At 49.9% G+C, this 20,086-nt stretch carries 23 protein-coding genes, 1 tRNA gene and 1 other RNA gene; 9 read left to right on the top strand and 16 right to left on the bottom strand.

Annotation, left to right across the window (positions count from 1 at the left end; all coding sequences use genetic code 11):
• The first annotated feature begins 42 nt into the window (after positions 1-42).
• Positions 43-420, top strand: a complete 378-nt coding sequence (locus HV302_RS15485) for a MysB family protein (protein WP_016152610.1) — start codon at positions 43-45, stop codon at positions 418-420.
• Here the strand turns inward: HV302_RS15485 and HV302_RS15490 are convergent, their stop codons facing one another.
• The 3 genes from HV302_RS15490 to mdoG all read right to left on the bottom strand — a co-directional run bounded on the left by HV302_RS15490 (position 421) and on the right by mdoG (position 4,780).
• A complete protein-coding gene (locus HV302_RS15490) occupies positions 421-624 on the bottom strand; it encodes a YceK/YidQ family lipoprotein (protein WP_153647167.1) in 204 nt (67 codons plus the stop codon). It lies immediately after the preceding gene.
• A gap of 99 nt (positions 625-723) precedes the next feature.
• Complete coding sequence (gene mdoH, locus HV302_RS15495; RefSeq protein ID WP_019076449.1) at positions 724-3,252, bottom strand: glucans biosynthesis glucosyltransferase MdoH; 2,529 nt, start codon at positions 3,250-3,252, stop codon at positions 724-726.
• Positions 3,245-4,780, bottom strand: coding sequence for a glucans biosynthesis protein MdoG (gene mdoG, locus HV302_RS15500; protein ID WP_087121841.1), 1,536 nt, complete (start codon positions 4,778-4,780; stop codon positions 3,245-3,247). Before mdoG ends, mdoH begins: the two co-directional genes overlap by 8 nt.
• A gap of 271 nt (positions 4,781-5,051) precedes the next feature.
• Between mdoG and mdoC the strand changes: the two genes are divergently transcribed.
• Complete coding sequence (mdoC, locus tag HV302_RS15505) at positions 5,052-6,212, top strand: glucans biosynthesis protein MdoC (RefSeq protein WP_181626246.1); 1,161 nt, start codon at positions 5,052-5,054, stop codon at positions 6,210-6,212.
• Positions 6,213-6,236: 24 nt separating this feature from the next.
• On the opposite strand, the gene HV302_RS15510 is transcribed toward mdoC, so the two are convergent.
• From HV302_RS15510 to csgB, 6 genes are all read right to left on the bottom strand, one after another.
• Positions 6,237-7,676 (bottom strand): phospholipase D family protein, encoded by a 1,440-nt coding sequence (locus HV302_RS15510; protein WP_326928809.1) that lies wholly within the window; start codon positions 7,674-7,676, stop codon positions 6,237-6,239.
• Positions 7,660-8,202, bottom strand: coding sequence for an O-acetyl-ADP-ribose deacetylase (ymdB, locus tag HV302_RS15515; protein ID WP_181626247.1), 543 nt, complete (start codon positions 8,200-8,202; stop codon positions 7,660-7,662). The genes HV302_RS15510 and ymdB overlap by 17 nt, the downstream gene beginning before the upstream one ends.
• Before the next feature lie 100 nt (positions 8,203-8,302).
• Positions 8,303-8,623, bottom strand: coding sequence for a type 1 fimbrial protein (locus HV302_RS15520; RefSeq protein ID WP_016152603.1), 321 nt, complete (start codon positions 8,621-8,623; stop codon positions 8,303-8,305).
• A 151-nt stretch (positions 8,624-8,774) separates the two neighbouring features.
• Positions 8,775-9,107 (bottom strand): curli assembly chaperone CsgC, encoded by a 333-nt coding sequence (gene csgC / locus HV302_RS15525; RefSeq protein ID WP_016152602.1) that lies wholly within the window; start codon positions 9,105-9,107, stop codon positions 8,775-8,777.
• Between the two features lie 60 nt (positions 9,108-9,167).
• On the bottom strand, positions 9,168-9,617 hold the full coding sequence (gene csgA / locus HV302_RS15530; RefSeq protein WP_016156176.1) for a curli major subunit CsgA: 450 nt from the start codon (positions 9,615-9,617) through the stop codon (positions 9,168-9,170).
• A gap of 40 nt (positions 9,618-9,657) precedes the next feature.
• Positions 9,658-10,113: a curli minor subunit CsgB gene (gene csgB / locus HV302_RS15535; RefSeq protein ID WP_019076446.1), complete on the bottom strand. Its 456-nt coding sequence runs from the start codon at positions 10,111-10,113 to the stop codon at positions 9,658-9,660.
• 759 nt (positions 10,114-10,872) lie between these two features.
• On the opposite strand from csgB, the gene csgD reads away from it, so the two are divergent.
• Genes csgD through csgG form a run of 4 tightly spaced genes read left to right on the top strand, consistent with a single transcriptional unit; the run spans position 10,873 to position 13,218 of the window.
• Positions 10,873-11,523: a biofilm master transcriptional regulator CsgD gene (gene csgD / locus HV302_RS15540; protein WP_003036091.1), complete on the top strand. Its 651-nt coding sequence runs from the start codon at positions 10,873-10,875 to the stop codon at positions 11,521-11,523.
• Between the two features lie 4 nt (positions 11,524-11,527).
• Positions 11,528-11,920 carry a curli production assembly/transport protein CsgE gene (gene csgE / locus HV302_RS15545; protein ID WP_016152600.1) on the top strand — a complete coding sequence of 131 codons (393 nt, stop codon included), beginning with the start codon at positions 11,528-11,530 and terminating at the stop codon, positions 11,918-11,920.
• A gap of 25 nt (positions 11,921-11,945) precedes the next feature.
• On the top strand, positions 11,946-12,359 hold the full coding sequence (gene csgF, locus HV302_RS15550) for a curli production assembly/transport protein CsgF (protein ID WP_016152599.1): 414 nt from the start codon (positions 11,946-11,948) through the stop codon (positions 12,357-12,359).
• Positions 12,360-12,384: 25 nt separating this feature from the next.
• Positions 12,385-13,218 (top strand): curli production assembly/transport protein CsgG, encoded by an 834-nt coding sequence (gene csgG, locus HV302_RS15555; protein ID WP_016152598.1) that lies wholly within the window; start codon positions 12,385-12,387, stop codon positions 13,216-13,218.
• 47 nt (positions 13,219-13,265) lie between these two features.
• Here csgG and HV302_RS15560 read toward each other — a convergent pair whose 3' ends face one another.
• The 4 genes from HV302_RS15560 to ghrA all read right to left on the bottom strand — a co-directional run bounded on the left by HV302_RS15560 (position 13,266) and on the right by ghrA (position 16,190).
• Positions 13,266-13,748: a DUF1097 domain-containing protein gene (locus HV302_RS15560; RefSeq protein WP_016156175.1), complete on the bottom strand. Its 483-nt coding sequence runs from the start codon at positions 13,746-13,748 to the stop codon at positions 13,266-13,268.
• A gap of 101 nt (positions 13,749-13,849) precedes the next feature.
• Positions 13,850-14,404 (bottom strand): TorD/DmsD family molecular chaperone, encoded by a 555-nt coding sequence (locus HV302_RS15565; protein ID WP_016152596.1) that lies wholly within the window; start codon positions 14,402-14,404, stop codon positions 13,850-13,852.
• Positions 14,405-14,427: 23 nt separating this feature from the next.
• Positions 14,428-15,165, bottom strand: coding sequence for a phosphatase (locus HV302_RS15570; RefSeq protein ID WP_016156173.1), 738 nt, complete (start codon positions 15,163-15,165; stop codon positions 14,428-14,430).
• Between the two features lie 86 nt (positions 15,166-15,251).
• Positions 15,252-16,190 carry a glyoxylate/hydroxypyruvate reductase GhrA gene (gene ghrA / locus HV302_RS15575; RefSeq protein ID WP_181626248.1) on the bottom strand — a complete coding sequence of 313 codons (939 nt, stop codon included), beginning with the start codon at positions 16,188-16,190 and terminating at the stop codon, positions 15,252-15,254.
• Between the two features lie 235 nt (positions 16,191-16,425).
• On the opposite strand from ghrA, the gene HV302_RS15580 reads away from it, so the two are divergent.
• The 3 genes from HV302_RS15580 to HV302_RS15590 all read left to right on the top strand — a co-directional run bounded on the left by HV302_RS15580 (position 16,426) and on the right by HV302_RS15590 (position 17,432).
• Positions 16,426-16,513: transfer RNA gene (locus HV302_RS15580), tRNA-Ser, on the top strand.
• 44 nt (positions 16,514-16,557) lie between these two features.
• A non-coding RNA gene (locus HV302_RS15585) (RtT sRNA) lies at positions 16,558-16,694 on the top strand.
• A gap of 369 nt (positions 16,695-17,063) precedes the next feature.
• Positions 17,064-17,432, top strand: a complete 369-nt coding sequence (locus HV302_RS15590) for a hypothetical protein (RefSeq protein WP_046274772.1) — start codon at positions 17,064-17,066, stop codon at positions 17,430-17,432.
• 57 nt (positions 17,433-17,489) lie between these two features.
• Here HV302_RS15590 and phoH read toward each other — a convergent pair whose 3' ends face one another.
• The 3 genes from phoH to efeB all read right to left on the bottom strand — a co-directional run bounded on the left by phoH (position 17,490) and on the right by efeB (position 20,083).
• Entirely contained in the window at positions 17,490-18,278 is a 789-nt protein-coding gene (gene phoH, locus HV302_RS15595) for a phosphate starvation-inducible protein PhoH (protein WP_016152592.1), read from the bottom strand.
• Positions 18,257-18,553, bottom strand: a complete 297-nt coding sequence (locus HV302_RS15600) for a hypothetical protein (RefSeq protein ID WP_016152591.1) — start codon at positions 18,551-18,553, stop codon at positions 18,257-18,259. Before HV302_RS15600 ends, phoH begins: the two co-directional genes overlap by 22 nt.
• A 246-nt stretch (positions 18,554-18,799) precedes the next feature.
• Positions 18,800-20,083 (bottom strand): iron uptake transporter deferrochelatase/peroxidase subunit, encoded by a 1,284-nt coding sequence (efeB, locus tag HV302_RS15605; RefSeq protein WP_094169057.1) that lies wholly within the window; start codon positions 20,081-20,083, stop codon positions 18,800-18,802.
• Positions 20,084-20,086: the final 3 nt, after the last annotated feature.

Consider the following 20,086-nt stretch of genomic DNA (forward strand, 5'->3'; position numbering starts at 1 on the left):
ATTATTTCCCTGAATACTTCATTAAATCAAAGGGAGACTCTGATGACCATGTATGCCACGCTGGAAGAAGCCATTGATGCCGCTCGTGAAGAATTTCTGGCTGATAACCCTGACCTTGAGCCCGACGAAGCCAGCGTTCAACAGCTAAGCGTACAAAAATACGTGCTACAGGATGGTGACATTATGTGGCAGGCGGAATTCTTTGCTGATGAGGATGAGGGCGAGGGTGAATGCCTGCCAATGCTGAGTGGTGAAGCGGCCCAAAGCGTTTTTGATGGCGACTATGATGAAATTGAAATCCGTCAGGAGTGGCAGGAAGAAAACACGCTTCACGAATGGGATGAAGGTGAATTCCAGCTGGAACCTCCCCTGGATACTGAAGAGGGTCAGACCGCGGCCGATGAATGGGATGAGCGATAGCTACTCGTAAGGTCCGTGGTGAATGTCGAGCGGGAGCAGCAAGGTATCAAACACCAGCGAAAATGGCAGGTCGAGGATGGTGACGTAGCGCCACGCGGAGTCCCGGACATCCCATTGCACGCCAGGATAGTATTGGTTTCCGTGCCCTTGCCCTGGGATAGTTCGGCTAATAATACTGCCGCATCCGCTCAGCAAGCACACCATGATTGCTACTGCCAATATTCGCACCTGATACCTCACGGCTCTTTTATTTAGTATAAAAAAATACCGGCACCAGGCCGGTATTTTCACGTTACTTAACGCTTACTTTTTCCTGAGCGCCAGCGGATTCAGGGTCAGTCCCTGGTAGTAATTCACCCACGAAGAATACTTATCAGGTGAATTCCAGACGCGATAGTGCAAACGCGCCATCGTCACCGGATCGCTCAACAGCACCAGACGGCGGTCACGGTTTAGTTTCTCCGGCGTTTCGTTCAGCGCCTGCTCCACATGGCGGTCACGGGCAATCTCAAGCACGTTACTCGCGCGGTGGCGTGCAGTCGCCATTGCCGTTGCCAGTGCGTTAAATGACGGGTTAAACACCGCATGCATAAAGCCGTCGTCCAGCGTACGATTGCGGTTCATCACCAGATAGGTATCCGTATCAACCAGCACCTGCGGCGGAGAATACTCTTCCGGGATCAGGAACAGCTTCCAGCGCTTGGTACGTAACCCAACCGTGGAGCGGCTGGAAATCACGGAAACAAACGGCGACAGGATCAGCGAGAAGACAATCGGCGCCAGCCAGAACAGGAAACGCAGATCCAGCCAGGCCATACCTACCGCCCACACCAGCCCCAGCAGTAACTGAGAACCGTGACGCATAAATGCTTCACCCCACGGGGTGGAATCGTCATCACGCTGCGGTGAATTCCACACCACTTCCCAACCGAGGAAGGCGCTCACGACGAAGACGGTATGGAACAGCATACGTACCGGCGCCAGCAGCACGGAGAACAGAACCTCCAGCAGCAGCGACAGCGTGACGCGGATAAACCCGCCGTACTCTTTCGTCCCTTTACACCAGATGAGCAAAATACTCAGCAGCTTCGGCAGGAACAGCAGCACCATCGTAGAAGCAAACAGCGCGATCGCCAGTTCAGGACGCCACTGCGGCCATACCGGAAACAGCTGGCGCGGTTGCAGGAAGTACTGTGGTTCCGTCAACGCATGCACCACCTGCAATGCGGTCGATAACGCGAGGAACATAAACCACAGCGGCGCGGAAAGATAGGACATAACGCCGGTCAGGAACACCGCACGGTGAACCGGGTGCATCCCCTTCACCAGGAACAGACGGAAGTTCATCAGGTTGCCATGACACCAGCGACGGTCACGCTTGAGTTCATCCAGCAGGTTCGGCGGTAGCTCTTCATAAGAGCCCGGCAGATCGTAAGCAATCCACACGCCCCAGCCGGCACGACGCATCAACGCCGCTTCGACGAAGTCATGGGAGAGAATCGAACCCGCAAACGAGCCTTCGCCCGGTAACGGCGCAAGCGCACAGTGTTCGATAAACGGCTTCACGCGAATAATCGCGTTATGCCCCCAGTAGTGCGATTCCCCCAATTGCCAGAAGTGAAGTCCAGCGGTAAACAACGGACCATAAACACGGGTCGCAAACTGCTGACAGCGTGCATACAGCGTATCCATACCGGAAGCCTTCGGTGAAGACTGGATAATCCCGGCATTTGGATTCGCTTCCATCAGGCGCACCAGCCCGCTCAGACAGTCACCGCTCATCACGGAGTCAGCGTCCAGCACCACCATGTAGCTGTACTGATTTCCCCAGCGACGGCAGAAGTCATCAATATTGCCGCTTTTACGCTTCACGCGACGACGACGACGACGGTAGAAAATCTGCCCTTCGCCTTGCACTTCGGCAATCAGCTCCATCCACGCTTTTTGTTCTGCTACGCAGATATCGGGGTTGTAGCTGTCGCTCAGGATGTAAACATCAAAATGCTCGGCGTTGCCCGTCGCTTTGACCGACTCCCACGTGGCGCGAAGTCCCGCGAATACGCGGTCAACGTCCTCGTTACAGATCGGCATAATCAACGCGGTCCGGTGCTCGGGATTTAACGGTTCGTCCCCAACCGTTGAGGCGGAGATACTGTACTTATCTCGCCCAATCAACAGTTGCAGGAAGCCCATCAGCGCGGTCCAGAATCCTGCTGAAACCCAACAGAAAAGCACGGCAAACAAAATGAGAATGCCGGTCTGGAGCATGTAGGGCAGCAGTTGCATAAAGGAGACCCATAAATCCTGCCCCATCATGTCAACAGGATTAATGAATGCCCAACCCTGATACGGAAGGATCGTCTTCATATACCAGGTTGCGACGACCGTTTGCGCCAGCGTTAAGATCAACAACGTATAGCGGCGGATGGTGCCAACCGTACGCCATTTTTGCTCGCTCTCCTGTTCTTCTTTCGTCAAACGCGAAAGATAACGCGGAGTCACATCGCGCCCGCGCAGGCGATCCCAAAAGCGGCCAACCGGGTTGGTACGCCAGGGATCGGGGAACATAGAGGTACGCGTTGCTTTTGGCATCGCCTGCAGCTGATCGCGCCCCTCATCGTCCTTAACCAACTGCTCTTTGGCCAGAGAATCAGGCCACGCCTGCTCCAGGCGAGCTTTCACCGAACCCTGCGGTGAATCATCTTCGCGCGAGTACGTACGATGCTCGGCATCCAGCGCCTGATGAACGGCGCGGATGTCAGTTTTCGGCAGTGCCGCTTTTTCGATATCCGAAAGCGGCATTGCGTCAATATACTCAGTTGTCTTATTCATTGGCAGGTAACTGGTAGCTCCAGGTTTCACTCAGCGTCTGATCGGCATTGACCAAGGCAGCACGCATTTCAGTGGTTTTCTTCACATCTTTCACTTTCACGCGCAATACCAAACGCCAACCTTTAGAGACCGGGTTGTAGCGCACAGTACTTTCAACGATCTCGCCGTTGTCGCCAATACTGGTTTGTGCGGTAACCGGGGTATCCTGCGGCAGCTTTTTCATATCCGTGCCGGTAAAGTCCACCACAAACGCGATGGTGCCATCAGGCTGACGAATGAGGTTAGACTGTTTTACATCACCGGTTGAACGACGAGTCTGCTGGACCCAGGCGCTATCAGGGGCATGAAGCTTGTCTTCGTCACGCGTGAACGTCAGGGTGTACTTGAAGTTCATCTCTTTACCAGCTTCAGGCAGTTGATCCGGCGTCCAGTACGCAACGATGTTATCGTTCGTTTCATCGTTAGTTGGGATTTCAACTAACTCAATCTTACCTTTACCCCAATCACCTTTTGGCGTGATCCAGGCGCTTGGGCGCAGATCGTAACGATCGTCGATATCTTCAAAACGCGAGAACTGACGGCCACGCTGCAGCAGGCCGAAACCTTGCGGATTTTCCATCGCAAAGCTGCTCACCGCCAGATGTTTCGGGTTATTCAGCGGACGCCAAATCCACTCGCCGTTGCCAGCGTGGATCGACAAACCGTTAGAGTCATGCAGTTCCGGACGATAGTTGGTCGCCGGAGAAGGCTGGTTTGGTCCGTACAGGAACATACTGGTTAACGGTGCCACGCCCAGCTTGCCCACTTTGTCGCGCAGATAAACTTTGGACTGAACATCGACTACCGTGTCACGACCCGGAATGATGACAAAGCGATACGCTCCGGTTGCGCGCGGAGAATCCAGCAAGGCATAAATGGTCAAACGTTTGTCAGTCGGTTTCGGACGCTCGATCCAAAACTCACGGAAGCGGGGAAATTCTTCGCCAGAAGGCAGAGCGGTATCAATCGCGAGACCGCGCGCAGACAGACCGTAGACCTGCCCTGCCCCCAGAACACGGAAATAGCTGGCACCGAGCATGCTGACGATTTCGTCGTTTTTATCTTTGCTGTTGATCGGATACAGCACTTTGAACCCGGCGAAACCGAGATCTTTTACCGTGTCTTTATCATGCTGAACATCGCCAAAATTAAAATAATCCGGGCTGTATTTGATTCTTTTCACCGCTGTAGCGGTAACTTCGTTGATTTTGACCGGCGTGTCGAAGTACATCCCCTGGTGGTAGAACTCGAGCTTAAATGGGGTCTTGAGATTACTCCAGTAGGCTTTATCGCGGTTAAACTGGATCTGCTGATAATCCGCATATTTCATGTCGCGGAAAACGGAGGGCAAGTTACTTTTTGGCGCCTCATAGCCTTTACCGGCTAAGGATTGAGCTTGTTTTGCAACATCATCGATGCTGAACGCCCAGCTCGATGATGTGTACAGCGTTAACATAACTGCTGCACCCAACCAACGCATTTTCATCATTTGTAGTTTATGTTTCATAATTAGTAAGCACTTCCCCCTTTGTGTGCTTATATTGATCCGATCCATTTTAATGGATAATCGGGTATTCCGACAACTGAATCCCTGTATTGTTCGCGCGCTGGCTCATGGTTTAATCAGGTTCAACTACCTGTTTTCACTTTGCGTGCTTATCCTGGAGACAGGTTGTTGGACTTCGTGTAGGGTTGCCCTCGAATGTAACCATTATTCGTCTTAGGGATAAGACGAAAAGTCTGAGAATACATAACTGTCTATGAGCTCTGTATCACCACCACGCGAATATTTTCTTGACTCCATCCGTGCCTGGCTAATGTTGTTAGGAATCCCATTCCATATTTCATTGATTTACTCGACCCACACCTGGCACGTGAACAGCGCGGAACCGTCGTGGTGGTTGACCCTGTTTAACGACTTTATCCATGCTTTTCGCATGCAAGTCTTCTTTGTCATTTCGGGTTATTTTTCCTACATGCTATTTTTGCGCTATCCGCTAAAACGCTGGTGGAAGGTGCGTGTAGAACGCGTGGGGATCCCGATGCTGACCGCGATTCCATTACTTACGCTGCCGCAATTTATCATGCTGCAATACGTAAAGGGAAAAGCTGACAGTTGGCATACTCTCAGCGGCTACGATAAATACAATGCGCTGGCCTGGGAGCTGATTTCCCATCTGTGGTTTTTACTGGTTCTGGTCGTATTAACGACCGTGAGCATGTGGGTGTTCACCCAGATGAAAAACAGACTGACGCGTAGCGACGCCGCCAGCGCCCCGGCGGTGTCGATGACTAAATTATCGCTGATCTTCATCTTGTTAGGTGTCGGTTACGCTGCCGTCAGAAGGACAATTTTCATCCTCTACCCTTCGATTCTCAGCGATGGCATGTTCAATTTTATCGTTATGCAAACGCTGTTCTATGCGCCGTTCTTTATCTTCGGCGCACTGGCGTTTATCAACCCGAATCTGAAAGCGCTGTTTACCACACCGTCACGCGGTTGCACGCTCGGTGCTGCATTCGCATTTGTGGCATACCTGCTCAATCAGCGTTACGGCAACGGCGATGCCTGGATGTATGAAACCGAATATGTCATTACCATGGTCATGGGACTGTGGATGGTGAACGTCGTCTTTTCGTTGGGTCACCGTTTGCTTAATTTCCAGTCTGCCCGCGTGACCTATTTTGTCAACGCGTCGCTGTTTATCTATCTGGTGCACCACCCGTTAACGCTGTTTTTTGGCGCTTACATCACACCGCATATCACGTCGAATCTGCTGGGTTTTCTCTGCGGTCTGCTGTTTGTGGTTGGGATTGCGGTAATACTGTACGAAATCCATTTACGCATACCGGTGCTGAAGTTTCTCTTTTCGGGTAAACCGCCCGTTAAGCAGGATAAAAACAAGGCCGTAGCCGGCTAGTTTTTCCCTCAATCATTGTGTGGTTCAAAGCAGCCATTCAATGGGTAACACGGACACCAGCTTTACCAGAACCCGCTTCCAGAATCCTGTGGCGGGTTCTTTTTTCAGGACCTGTTCACTGCCAGACAGTCGGTCGACCCAATTAATTCTCCCCCAACGGTCAAGGCGTAGCTGCCAGGCCATATCACGCTGGCTTTGCATAAACCGTTTATGAATCAATTCGGCCAGCACTTCACTCTCAATCACAAATCCCATTTCCGTATTGAGCAGCGTCGAACGAGGATCAAAATTAAGCGAGCCGATAAACACTTTGCGATCATCAATACTGAACGTTTTCGCATGCAGGCTGGACCCTGAATTCCCGGTTAATCCACGATCGTGAACGACCGAGACGCGATCGCGGGTCGGTTTAAGTTCGTATAATTCTACACCGTAGCGCAGCAGTTTTTTTCGCCAGCGCGCATAGCCCGCATGGACGATCGCCACATCATTCGCCGCCAGTGAATTGGTTAAAATGGCAATCTTGACGCCTTTTCTTACCAGTCTCAGGAGCTGCGCCACACCGGCACGCGTCGGCACAAAGTAGGCAGAAATAATATCAATACGTTCAGTCGGCGAGCCCATTACGTCAAACAAACGCTGCGGTAATAGCGAGTGGCGCGGCGCTTTCCCTTCTCCTTTTGCAGGATCATCGCTCAGCAAACGCGTTTTGGCCCAAATCAGCGGCAGCGATCTTTGATCGAGACTGGACATAAACTGGCTGGTTTCCAGCTTATGCAGATAGCGGCGGGTAATATCATCGTTATACCAGGATTCGGGTAGCTCAATACGCTGTACAGAATCTGGCTCGGACATCTCAAGCACATTTTGTAACGTTGAAACCGAGCGGCAGTGCCAGTAACGCTCAAAATCATCCGCCACATCTTTGACAACCGGCCCGATAGCCATGACGTCCAGGTCGGAAAATAGCGGTTGCTCACCCGCGCCAAAATAGGCATCGCCAATATTACGCCCACCAACGAGAGTCACCACGCCGTCAGCGGTATAACTTTTATTGTGCATGCGCCGATTAAGCCGGGCAAAATCGGTTAAATAGCCCAGCGCGCGCAGGATGCGAAAGGAAAACGGATTGAAGAGGCGAACTTCTATATTGGGGTGCTTATCCAGCAGACGCAGCGTGTCGTCCAAACCCGGCGTGTTGTTATCATCCAGCAGCAAACGCACCCGTACGCCTCGCTTCGCTGCGGCCAGCAGTACGGAAAATAGCAATAACCCGGACATGTCGTTTTCCCAGATGTAATACTGCACATCCAGGGTACGTTCCGCCATTTCCGTTAACCGATAGCGAGCAGCAAACGCATCCAGGCTGTCATCCAACGCAAGAATGCCGCATTCTCCCGGGTGGTCTTCGCAAAGGGGCGTGATGGCACGCTCAAGTCGCGTCATATCAGTCCGTGTGATCATCGCCTTGTTGTGTTAGCAATCTCTTATAAAGTTGAGCGTTTTCGTCATCAAAGCACACGAAGTATATCTGATCAGGAAGTGCGCGGCGGGTAATAAATTTCAGCACCGTTTTCACCGCTATTTCTGCCGCTGCGGCGCGTGGATAGCCATAAGCCCCGGTGCTAATCGCCGGAAAAGCAATGGAGTGATAACCATTGACCAGGGCCAGTTGCAGGGTGTTTAAGTAAGCTTCTTCGAGGCGTTCGGCCTCATGATGACCTCCCCCTTGCCAGACGGGTCCTACGGTATGAATGACCGCTTTTGCCGCAAGCGCCCCCGCCAGAGTGATCACCGCATGCCCTGTCGGGCATTCTCCTTGTTGCTGGATAACCTGTTTGCAGGCCTCCAGCAATGCTGGTCCGGCAGCGCGATGGATTGCGCCATCGACGCCACCGCCTCCCAGTAGCGATGAATTCGCCGCATTGACAATCACATCAACAGCGACAGTCGTAATATCGCCATGTAACACATGAACACGTGATTGCATAAGTTCCCCCTGACAAAACACCATTCGTTAAGTGTACAGCAGGGTTTTCCCTTAAATCTCTCTTTTTAACCGTAAGTGTGCATATCTACGCCACAGCGAGTCATTTATATTCAATATTAAGAATCGCCATGTTTTTCTGTTCATTGAGGTAGTGCATTTTGACTGTGGCAATTTCCTGCACATTCTGAGGGGCTGTCGCGAGCTGCTGCGGGTTGTAAAGACTATTCTGGTTGGTGCCGTTGCGGATACATGACAATTCAATTTGCTGCTGCTGTCTGTTAACGTCGCAAGGTGATTCAACTATCGCTCCGCGAAAATGAATAACCCCGCCGGTTGTGATTTGCTGCGCAATTGCAGGGAGGGTTAAAAGAGAAAAAGCACATAAACTGGTACTTAAAATACGCTTTAATAATGTACACATAAGGGTTCCTCAATGATTAGCCATCTTTGAGGGATCGAAATGATCCTTCACCGCTACGATTAACGATCAAATACAAACGCTCACACGCTTCTATATTCATAGAACAGCAGCGCATTCCCAGCCACACCCTTAATGCAAATACAGCAAAAAATTATGGGTGACTGTTTGAGTCAGGCCATTGTTGCGACAGATGCAGAGACTGCCCATCTGAAACGGTAACGATAATTTTGACCGAGTCCTCAGATGAAATATTAAAGCTCAGTTTGGTTAATTCAATCGGTCGATTAGCAGGGACCGAAAGGCTTATTTTCTGCTGCGACTGGCTTTGTCCCCCCTGCCCTTTACGTATGGCAAGGACTTGTACCTCACATACGCACGGTTGGGTTAACGTCACCTGAGGAATAATGGTGTACATATCACCTTGCTGAGTTGTATTGAATGTTATTTGATTTGCCAGCGCGGCAATGAGTAATAGCGTATGCATCATATTCTCCCGAAAAAAAACAGGGCTCACGCCCTGTTTATTATCAGTCAGAAAACTGAATTAGTGTTGGTTAGCTGTAGCGTTGTTGCCGAAGCCAACTTGCTGAATCAGCACATTGGAGTCAGAAGCGGTCTGATTAACCAACGCACCGTTACGGCCACCGAACTGGGTTACACTAATATCAGCATTTTTAGCATTCCACTGATCGATAGTGGCATTGTTCTGGAAGCCAGTCTGTTTCAGGCTAATGGTACTGTCATCAGCGCCCTGACCAACTACAGCCCCGTTACCACGCCCCTGTTGTGTGATGGTGACATCTGATTTACGCGCATCACTTTGCAGAGCATTCGCAGCGTTGTTTGACCCATATTGGTAGATACTCAGTGAAGAGTCTGGGCCATAATTACTACCGCCACCATGATGATTGCCGCCCCATTGCGGAACAACACCAGCCAGAGCACTGCCAGAAACTACGATTGCTGCGAATGCTGCCACTTTTAAAAGTTTCATGGTAAACCCCCATCGGATTGATTTAATCGTCGTTAATGGATTAGCGTTGAGTAACGCGAATTGCCATTTGCGACTGTCTCTGCACCACAACTGCTGTTTTTTGTGTACCGTACTGAGTAATATTGGCTTTATTACCAGAACCTTTCTGGATAATTACCGCCGTATTACCGTATGAACCTTGTTTAATACTCGCGTCATTGGAACTACCCGTTTGATCAATATATGCAAAGTTATATGACCCCGTCTGGTCTGTTTTCGCTCGGTTACCAGAACCTTCTTGCGAAATAACCGACAATAACTTCGAGCCCCCCTGTCGAGTATTTGCACTGTTCGCAGTGCCAACCTGACCAATAATGGCTGCCTGATTAAATGAAGACTTACTTAATTCATTTACCGCAAAGTTATATTCTGAGTTAGCTAAATCATAACTTGTAGCGGATGCAATCCCAGGCACACCCAGCATTGTAAACATCATAAATAACAACTTGTTTTTCATGTTGTCACCCTGGACCTGGTCGTACATAAGGTTAAATTATTTACCACTCAAATTATTGTTAACGTGACTTACATTTGTTAACGCCACGTTACGATGAAGAGTATGTCCGTTGAAACATTTTAAATAACTCACCCACCAGTTGTATTTTTATATCCAGATTCACCCCAAAGTACTAATTAACAGCAATTAACACCGTTATAGCTCTGGATTTTATTTCTTTTGTAACCCAATGACTGAATTTCTATGCAGTAACAAAAAAACGCGTTTCCCGCGTTTTCTGGGCCTTGCAGACGGTAGTGGGATTGTCCTCGGTACAAGTCGTGACAAGTGTCATTTTTTTCTATCTAAAATTGTTCAACTTAAAGTGAGACAAAAAAATCAAAATTCATTAGAAATCTAAAACCATCTAATTATAATTTTATTTCTTAAAATTCAATAAGATATTATAATTTGTATGATTTTTTAAATCTATGCAATAACGCTAAAATGTACAACTTTACTATCAAATCTAAACTCCACAAAAACGCAAAAATCACATTTTAATATATAAATTTACATTATGTAACATGTTTAACACTTGCTTTAAGATTTGTAATAGCTAGATTGAAATCAGTTGAAGTCCATTTGTTTTAATATTTTCACCCCGTTGGGTCGAAGTTTTATTTCTACACAGCAGTGCAACATCTGTCAGTACTTCTGGTGCCTCTATTTTAGTAGAGGCAACTGTCAGGTGTGCGACTAAAAAAGTGGAGTTTCATCATGTTTAATGAAGTCCATAGTATTCATGGTCATACATTATTGTTGATCACTAAACCATCCCTGCAGGCAACTGCGTTATTACAGCATTTAAAGCAATCGCTGGCGTTAACCGGAAAACTACATAATATTCAACGTTCTCTGGATGATATATCCTCCAGCTGCATTGTTTTACTGGATATGATGGAGGCAGATAAAAAACTGATCCATTACTGGCAAGATAATTTGAGCAGAAAAAACAACAATATAAAAACTTTATTGTTGAATACCCCAGATGATTATCCTTACCGGGATATTGAAAACTGGCCGCATATCAATGGCGTATTTTACGCAACTGAAGATGAGCAGCGTGTAGTCAGCGGTTTGCAGGGTGTGTTGCGGGGCGAATGCTACTTTTCGCAAAAGCTTGCCAGCTACCTGATCACGCATTCCGGGAACTACCGCTATAACAGCACGGAGTCGGCATTACTTACGCACCGTGAAAAAGAGATCCTTAATAAACTGCGTATCGGCGCCTCAAATATTGAAATCGCGCGTTCACTATTTATTAGTGAAAATACGGTGAAAACACATCTTTATAATCTTTTCAAAAAGATAGCTGTCAAAAATCGTACGCAGGCGGTCTCGTGGGCCAATGATAACCTCAGGCGATAAAGCCATGAAACGCTATTTGACCTGGATTGTGGCAGCAAATTTGTTCCTTGCTGCCGGGAATCTACACGCGGCTGTAGAGGTGGAGGTTCCCGGACTGTTAACCGACCACACTGTCTCTTCCATTGGCCATGATTTTTACCGGGCCTTTAGTGACAAGTGGGAAAGTAAGTACACAGGAAACTTAACCATTAATGAAAGACCCAGTGCACGTTGGGGAAGTTGGATCACCATAACGGTCAATCAGGACGTTATCTTCCAGACTTTTTTATTCCCGACGAAAAGAGACTTCGACAAAATTGTGGTCTTTGCATTGGCAGAAACAGAGGAAGCATTAAATCGTCGGCAAATAGATCAAACACTATTAAGCACGAGCGATTTAGCGCGCGATGAATTCTAAAACATGATTTTGTCCGGAGGCTTTCATGCGTGTCAAACATGCAGTGGTTTTGCTCATGCTGATTTCACCATTAAGTTGGGCCGGAAATATGACGTTCCAGTTCCGCAATCCTAACTTTGGTGGTAACCCAAATAACGGCTCTTTTTTACTGAACAGCGCCCAGGCGCAAAACTCGTATAAGGATCCGAGTGCCGGCGACTACGGGATTGAAACCCCAACAGCGCTGGATAACTTTACCCAGGCGATCCAGTCACAAATACTCGGTGGCTTACTTACCAATATCAATACCGGTAAGCCGGGAAGGATGGTAACCAGCGATTTTATCGTTGATATCGCCAACCGGGATGGACAACTGCAACTGAATGTCACGGACAGGAAAACGGGGAGAACGTCGACTATTGAAGTGTCGGGTTTACAAAATCAGTCGACCGATTTCTAAATTATAGCCACGAAAGGAAAAAATCATGCAGCGCTTACTTATCATGGTGGCAGTAATTTTACTCAGCGGATGTTTAACAGCCCCGCCGCAAGAAGCCGCTAAGCCGACATTAATGCCCCGAGCCCAAAGCTATAAAGACTTGACGCACCTGCCCATGCCTACAGGTAAGATATTTGTCTCGGTATACAATATTCAGGATGAGACTGGCCAGTTTAAACCTTATCCGGCAAGTAACTTCTCAACCGCCGTCCCGCAAAGCGCCACGGCGATGCTTGTCACCGCATTGAAGGATTCTCGTTGGTTCGTTCCGCTGGAACGTCAGGGATTGCAAAACTTGCTTAACGAACGAAAAATCATTCGTGCGGCTCAGGAAAACGGCACCGTTGCCATTAATAACCGGATCCCTCTGCAGTCTCTGACCGCGGCAAACATCATGGTAGAAGGGTCAATTATTGGTTATGAAAGCAACGTTAAATCGGGTGGCGTTGGTGCGCGCTATTTCGGTATTGGCGCCGATACGCAGTACCAGCTCGACCAGATAGCGGTCAACCTGCGTGTGGTTAACGTTAGTACTGGTGAAATCCTCTCATCGGTGAATACCAGCAAAACTATCTTGTCTTATGAAGTGCAGGCTGGGGTATTCCGCTTCATTGACTACCAGCGACTGCTGGAAGGTGAAATTGGCTACACCTCTAACGAACCGGTTATGCTTTGTCTGATGTCAGCAATTGAAACCGGCGTTATCTTCCTGATTAATGACGGGATTGATCGCGGATTGTGGGATTTGCAGGATAAGAAACAAGTTGATAATGACATCCTGGTTAAATACCGCCATTTGTCGGTACCTCCGGAATCCTGAGTGGTCGATACAGCATAAAAAGCGTGAGGAAAACCCTCACGCTTTTTTTATTTACTGGTCAGCGTCGACGATAGCCGATTCTCACGACGAGATGCCAGCCACAATCCGCTGTTTTTCATCGCATAGCCGAATACCAGCCCCAGCGCCAGAGAAGGCACGACCAACTGCCAGTCACCCTGCCCTGCAAACGTTGCGCATGCGCCAATAAAGGTGCCCGGCACAAATGAAAGCAACCATTGCTTTGCCTGAATACACATGAGAAACGCGACAATTCCCGTCATGACATAACCAATAATGTCCATATGCGGGGCAAGCGCGCTACCGTTAATAATCACCAACGCCCACACCACACCGCTTAGCAGCGTACACGCCGAGATCCACAGCCCTTTCAGCCCACCCTGCGGACAGGCAAAATAGGCCGTGCAGCCCAGAAAGCCAGCCCAACTGAGTAAACCAAGAGATACGGCCACCCATCCCCAAATCCCAGAGAGAATGCCCGTTGTGATTGCAATTGAGAGAAGTATGTTCATGCCGCGTATCTTAGCAGAAAAACGGCATGCGAATGAGATCGTGCACACAATTCATGCAATGATGTAAATTGAGTTGCAGTTTAATGAGATTTAAATCACATTTATTCTTCAGTATCTTCCTGCAATTCGTCCCACATCGCGCCAATGGCATCACGCGTTAACGGTGCCATGGTACGCCAGAACTGTGTGTTTGCGTGCGCTTCAACTTTGCCAAGGAACGTGCCGCACCAGGGCAACAGGTATTCCACAAACAAGGTTTCGAGTGCTTCACTTTCATCTTCCGCAGACTGGTCTTCAAGCCATGAAGCCGCCAGCAACAGCGTGCCAATATGATCTGCAGGCGTATCTGCCAGCGGCATTCCGCGAGCAGAAAGAAATGCACGAACATCGGATTCTTTCGCCCCTTCTACCCAGGCGCTACGATAAGGCGGCACCGCACACTCGTCGCCGACAAACAGCGCGTTGTAATCCGCAGCCAACTGAGGCATATCGCAGCTTTTCTGCAGACGAGTGAGCAGTTCGTCCTGTTCCAACGGCCAGTTGGCGGACAGTTTACCTTCACTAATCAGGGTAAATAGGGGAACCAGTAAAGGGTCCTGCGGTTGGCGGTAAAACAGCGAGCCCAGTACACGACACAGGATAGAAAACTCGTTCATTGATATATTCCAGTTAGTAACAATTACAGTTCAGCAAATTCCGCGATCGGCTCCATGCCTCGCGATTCCAGAAACGCCAGCAGGCGTTTAGGGGTGACGTTTAAAATTCTGTCTTCCGGGAAATTTACATCATCCAGAATTTTACGGCATTCACCAAATTCACCCAGTGTGAAAGCGGTATGTGAATCCGACCCTAACGCCACCCAGCCTCCGGCATCACGCACCGCCGCAGCGACCGCGCGACAATTGTCCTCACTCCCCTTACGCGAATGCAAAAACGAGGAGTTATTGATTTCCAGCGCGACCTGGTATTTTGCCGCCGCCTGCGCAATCGCTGTGATATCAACGGGATATTTGGGATTCCCCGGATGGCTGATGATGTGCACGTGACCACTGGCCATCGTGGCTATCATTGCCTGGGTATTGGTGTCTTTATCGTGAGGTGCAAAAACCGGCTCATGGAAGCCCGCAATGATGAGATCCAGGGAGGTAAACATCGGACCTGAACAGTCGATTTCGCCTTCAATATTCTTAATATTCGCCTCGATGCCGCGCAGGATCCCTACGCCATCGACGATACGAGGCCAAATGCGCATATTGATAAAGTGCCAGTGATGAGGCGCATCCGCCATGTCCGGTCCATGATCGGTTATGGCAAACAGCTTGATGCCTTTGCGATGGGCTTCGGCGATGTAATCACTTAAGGTGCTGTAGGCGTGGGTACTGGCGACGGTATGCATATGCAGGTCAACGGGATACATAACTCTCTCCTGTAGTCATTTTCCGTCAAGGATAGCAGGTATCGTCGCCATTTATTAGCTCAAACCCGGCACTTGCCGGGTTACCATCAATATCCCCGAACGCGATCGACCTGACCCGTTACGGATTTCCCACTTTCCAGGTCCAAAATCGTACGGGAGATGTAGTCCACCGCCTCTGCCGGGCGTGTTACCGCGGCGATATGCGGCGTCATTGCCACACGCGGATGTTTCCATAGCGGGCTGGTTTCCGGCAGCGGTTCACGGCTATAGACATCCAGCATGGCACCTTTCACTTTGCCGCTGTCCAGCGATGCCAGAAGATCGTCTTCATTGAGATGAACGCCGCGCGCCAGGTTGAGCACGTAAGCGCCATCCTGCAATTGGCTGAGTAAATCAGCGTTAATAATGCCTACGGTTTCTGCCGTATTAGGCAGGAGGTTGATCAGCACGCGAGTTTGACTCAAAAACGCGCTCAGTTCCTCGGTACCGGCGAAGCTTTCCACACCAGACCAGGATTTACGCGTACGACTCCAGCAGCGTAGCGGGAACGCCCATGCTTGCAGACTTTCTGCAACTTTTGCACCTAAAACACCAGCGCCCATGATCCCGACGCTAAACTCATCGCGAGTATATTCTGGCAACGGTTGCCATTTCGCCTGGTTTTTTAATGCCTGGTAGTCATCAAAGCGACGAAACCAGTGCAATACCTGACTAACCGCATATTCCTGCATTTGCAGGCCCATCCCCGTATCTTCCAGACGGAAAAGCGGGATCGACGCATCCAACATTTCCGGATGAGCGTTTAGTTTACTGAGAATAGAATCGACGCCCGCACCCAGCGCAAATACGGCTTTTAATTTTCGTCCGGCGAGCATTTCAACCGGAGGATGCCAGACCAGCGCGTAGTCAGCATGCGCATTATCACCTGCCTTCCACTCACGGACCCGCGCGCCAGGTATGGCCTTTGTCAGCGCATTAAGCCACCAGGTTGTATCGAATGTTGGGTGATAGAAAATTATATCCATAGCGTCTCCTGAACATTGTTATGCGGAACGTACTCGCACTTATAATCATCATTTTTCGAGGGAACATCAGAGTAGCAAATTTTAGGGTGCTGGCAAAAAAAACAATTCCCGCTTATTTAAGCTACATATTGATTGAAGTTTGTGTAAATGCACGTTTATTTCAAAAAGTTGATTGACGCCGGAGCGGTATTTCCCTAAATTAGCGCCCGTTCCGGTAGCACAGGGACAACAATATGGTGAGGTGTCCGAGTGGCTGAAGGAGCACGCCTGGAAAGTGTGTATACGGCAACGTATCGGGGGTTCGAATCCCCCCCTCACCGCCATATTTGAGAAAGAGCTCGTACGCAAGTACGGGCTTTTTTTTCGCATGTTGCACGCCTGTGGGGGGATGAGAAGCCCCGACCGGGGTTCGACAACTGGCGCAGCCAGTTGGACAGACTGAGAGCGCAGCGAACAGGCTGCCCGAAGGGCGAGCGAAGCGAGTCAATCCCCCCCTCACCGCCATATTTGAGAAAGAGCTCGTACGTAAGTACGGGCTTTTTTTTCGCATGTTGCACGCCTGCGGGGGGATGAGAAGCCCCGACCGGGGGTCGACAACTGGCGCAGCCAGTTGGACAGACTGAGCGCGCAGCGAACAGGCTGCCCGAAGGGCGAGCGAAGCGAGTCAATCCCCCCCTCACCGCCATATTCGAGAAAGAGCTCGTACGCAAGTACGGGCTTTTTTTTTCGCATGTGACCCGTCCTGAATAGCGTTAACCTGTAGGTCTGATAAGCAACGTGCTATCAAGCATCATCCCCCGCCCCGTTGCACATTATCCAAACCACTCTTATGCTGTAACAACCGCTTTCTCAAGCAATCAGGAAAATAACGGCATGTTAAACATAGAAGGAACTTTGCTGGATGAGATCATGTCGCAGGCAGACGAAGCAGGATTTATTCCGTTGAAGGTTTTCTCGCGAAAAATCCTCAAACGTACACCGAATGAAATAAATACGTTTTTCGATCCTGACAGCCGATTCTACGAAGAGTATCAGCGAACGGTTATTTGCAACGTCAGGCATAACGTCACCATTAAAAAAACCTACACCAGCAATGGGATCTTACGAAAAGAAACTACGGTAGGCGGGATTTATAAGGATGACCTGCTGACCTTTCTGGCACAAGCGCTAAAGAAAATAGACGAAAATAACCAGCTGTTTGACCAGGCCTGCGCCAACTACTGGAGCAGCAAAAGAAAGTAATCTGCTGACGTCAAATAACAAAGCCCGGTTTCCCGGGCCTTGAAGACGGAGTACTTATCAGTTGTAAGCATTGAGCGTCCGCTGACAGAGTGCCGAACGGACGCAATCGTCTTTATTGAAACGAACAATCCCAACCATATCATCTTCTTCGAAACGGGCCAGCGCATCGCTTAGCCCTGAGCGAACGTGGGCGGGTAGATCGCACTGGGTCACATCCCCATTCACAATCACCGTCACATTCTCCCCGAGGCGAGTCAAAAACATCTTCATCTGTGCTGCAGTAACATTCTGAGCCTCGTCAAGAATGACCACTGCATTTTCAAATGTGCGTCCACGCATATAGGCGAATGGCGCGATTTCCACCTTACCAATCTCAGGCCGCAGGCAATATTGCATGAAGGAGGCGCCCAGACGTTTCACCAGCACGTCATACACTGGACGAAAATAAGGCGCAAACTTCTCGGAAACATCTCCAGGTAAGAAGCCGAGGTCTTCATCAGCTTGCAGAACTGGACGGGTTACAATGATCCTGTCCACGTCTTTGTGGATCAGGGCCTCTGCTGCTTTTGCCGCGCTGATCCAGGTTTTACCACACCCGGCTTCACCTGTAGCGAAGATCAGCTGTTTACTCTCAATAGCATTCAGGTACTGGGCCTGAGCTTCATTCCGCGCCGTGATTGGCGTGGCGTCGCGACTATCACGCGCCATACCAATCGCTTCTACGCCGCCCATCTGCACAAGCGAGGTGACCGATTCATCTTCACGTTGTTTATGGCTACGCGAATCCCGCCTCAGCACACGTTTTGCTTCACGACGAGCTTTGATCACTGCTTTTTGTCTTCCCATGGATAGCACCTTGAGTTGTAGGTATACATCACACGCGCCGTTGGCGGCACGATTATGCGCACGAACATCTGAGGGTTGGCTTCCTTGTAAGCCATTGCTTGCTTTCGGATAAGACGCCACACACGGCTACGCGCACCGTACAAGGTGTCAGTTACGAAGATAAGAAGTGAAAGGGAGAGAGATTTAGCGGTGACGAGGTGGCTACCGGAAGAGAAACGTCCGCGTAACGTACTGCAGCTACTGTGAAAAATGTGTCCAATACAGGACTTTTCCATCGCGATCTCCATAGTGAACGACTATCACCGCCGGGAACTACCGCTGTTTCTTATAATTACATCATAATCTTTCGTTAATGCAACAATATTTTTACTTGCTGTTAACTTAAATTCTATCTAATCACCAGAGACAGTCTCTTGCAGAGAGATGACAGAATTATTTCAGTCTCGTACCGATCATAAAAAATAATTTGTTCATTCATACAGATGTCAGGAAAAGCCCCGCTGTACAACGGGGCGTAATCATCAGGCTTCGAGTAGAGACTGTCCCAGATATTGATCTGCGGTTTTGACACCCGGCAAAGCAAAGAAGTAGCCCCCACCAATTGGTTTGACATACTCTTCCAGCGCTTCACCGTTGAGGCGTTTCTGCACAGTCAAAAAGCCTTTTTCCAGATCGTGTTGATAGCAGACAAACAACAGTCCCATATCCAGTTGACCGGATGGGGTCACACCGAGCGAATAGCTGTAGCCACGGCGCATCATCAGGCTGGAGTCGGTCTCTTTCGTGCGCGGATTCGCCAGGCGGATATGACTGTCGAGCGCAATCACCTCACCCTCGGGATCGCTGGCATAGTCAGGCACATCATGCTCGTGCTGCATACCCAGCGGCGCGCCGGTGTGTTTATCTCGACCAAATATCGTTTGCTGCTCTTTCAGCGGCGTACGATCCCAGAACTCGACGCGAAACTGAATGAGCCTGACGGCCTGATAACTACCACCTTGCGCCCAGACAGGTTCGCCCTGCCCGTCCGTAACCCACACCACGTCTTGCATCAACTTCGCATCCGTCGCGTCCGGATTCGCGGTGCCATCCTTAAAGCCAAGCAAGTTGACCGGGGTCTCTTTGCCTTTGCTGCGCGCGGCATGGTCGGAAATAAACCCTTCACGTTTCCAGCGCACGCTAAGGAGATCGGGCGTATGTTTAATGATATCGCGCAGCGCATGGATAACGGTGTCCTGCGTGTTGGCACAAATCTGCAGCAGCAAATCACCATGGCACAACGCCGCATCCAGCGAATCATTCGGGAAGCGGGTCATTTTTTGCAGCTTTTTCGGCATCTGCGATTTCAGGCCATAACGTTCATCGAATAGCGAGGCGCCGACTGACAACGTCATCGTCAGGTTGTCTGGCGCAATGTATGCGCCGAGGATACCGGAATCCATAGGGGGTAAACGCGGGTTCGGCGTATCCGGTGCCGGCCCGCCCGTGGTCAGAAACGCAAATCGGGCGGTCAGCAAGCGGAACAAGCGTTCCAGATCAGCCTTATCGCTGGCGAGAACATCGAACGCCACCAGCATCATCGATGCCTGCTGTGGCGTCAGGATCCCTGCCTGATGCTGACCATAAAACGGCTGCGCTTCACTACGCGCATCAGGGGACAGCGTTCCCGGCGCGCTTTGTGGTTTTTGCGCGTGGGCAACCGGACATCCACCCGCCAGCGCCAGCGCCCCACCCAGGGCGCCCATCCCTTTCAGTAAACGTCGGCGTGAAGGTTCGCTCACGCCGTTTTCATTATCTTGCTGCATTTT

It is taken from the genome of Citrobacter sp. RHBSTW-00859, from assembly GCF_013729795.1.
In the GTDB taxonomy this organism is placed as follows: domain Bacteria; phylum Pseudomonadota; class Gammaproteobacteria; order Enterobacterales; family Enterobacteriaceae; genus Citrobacter; species Citrobacter braakii.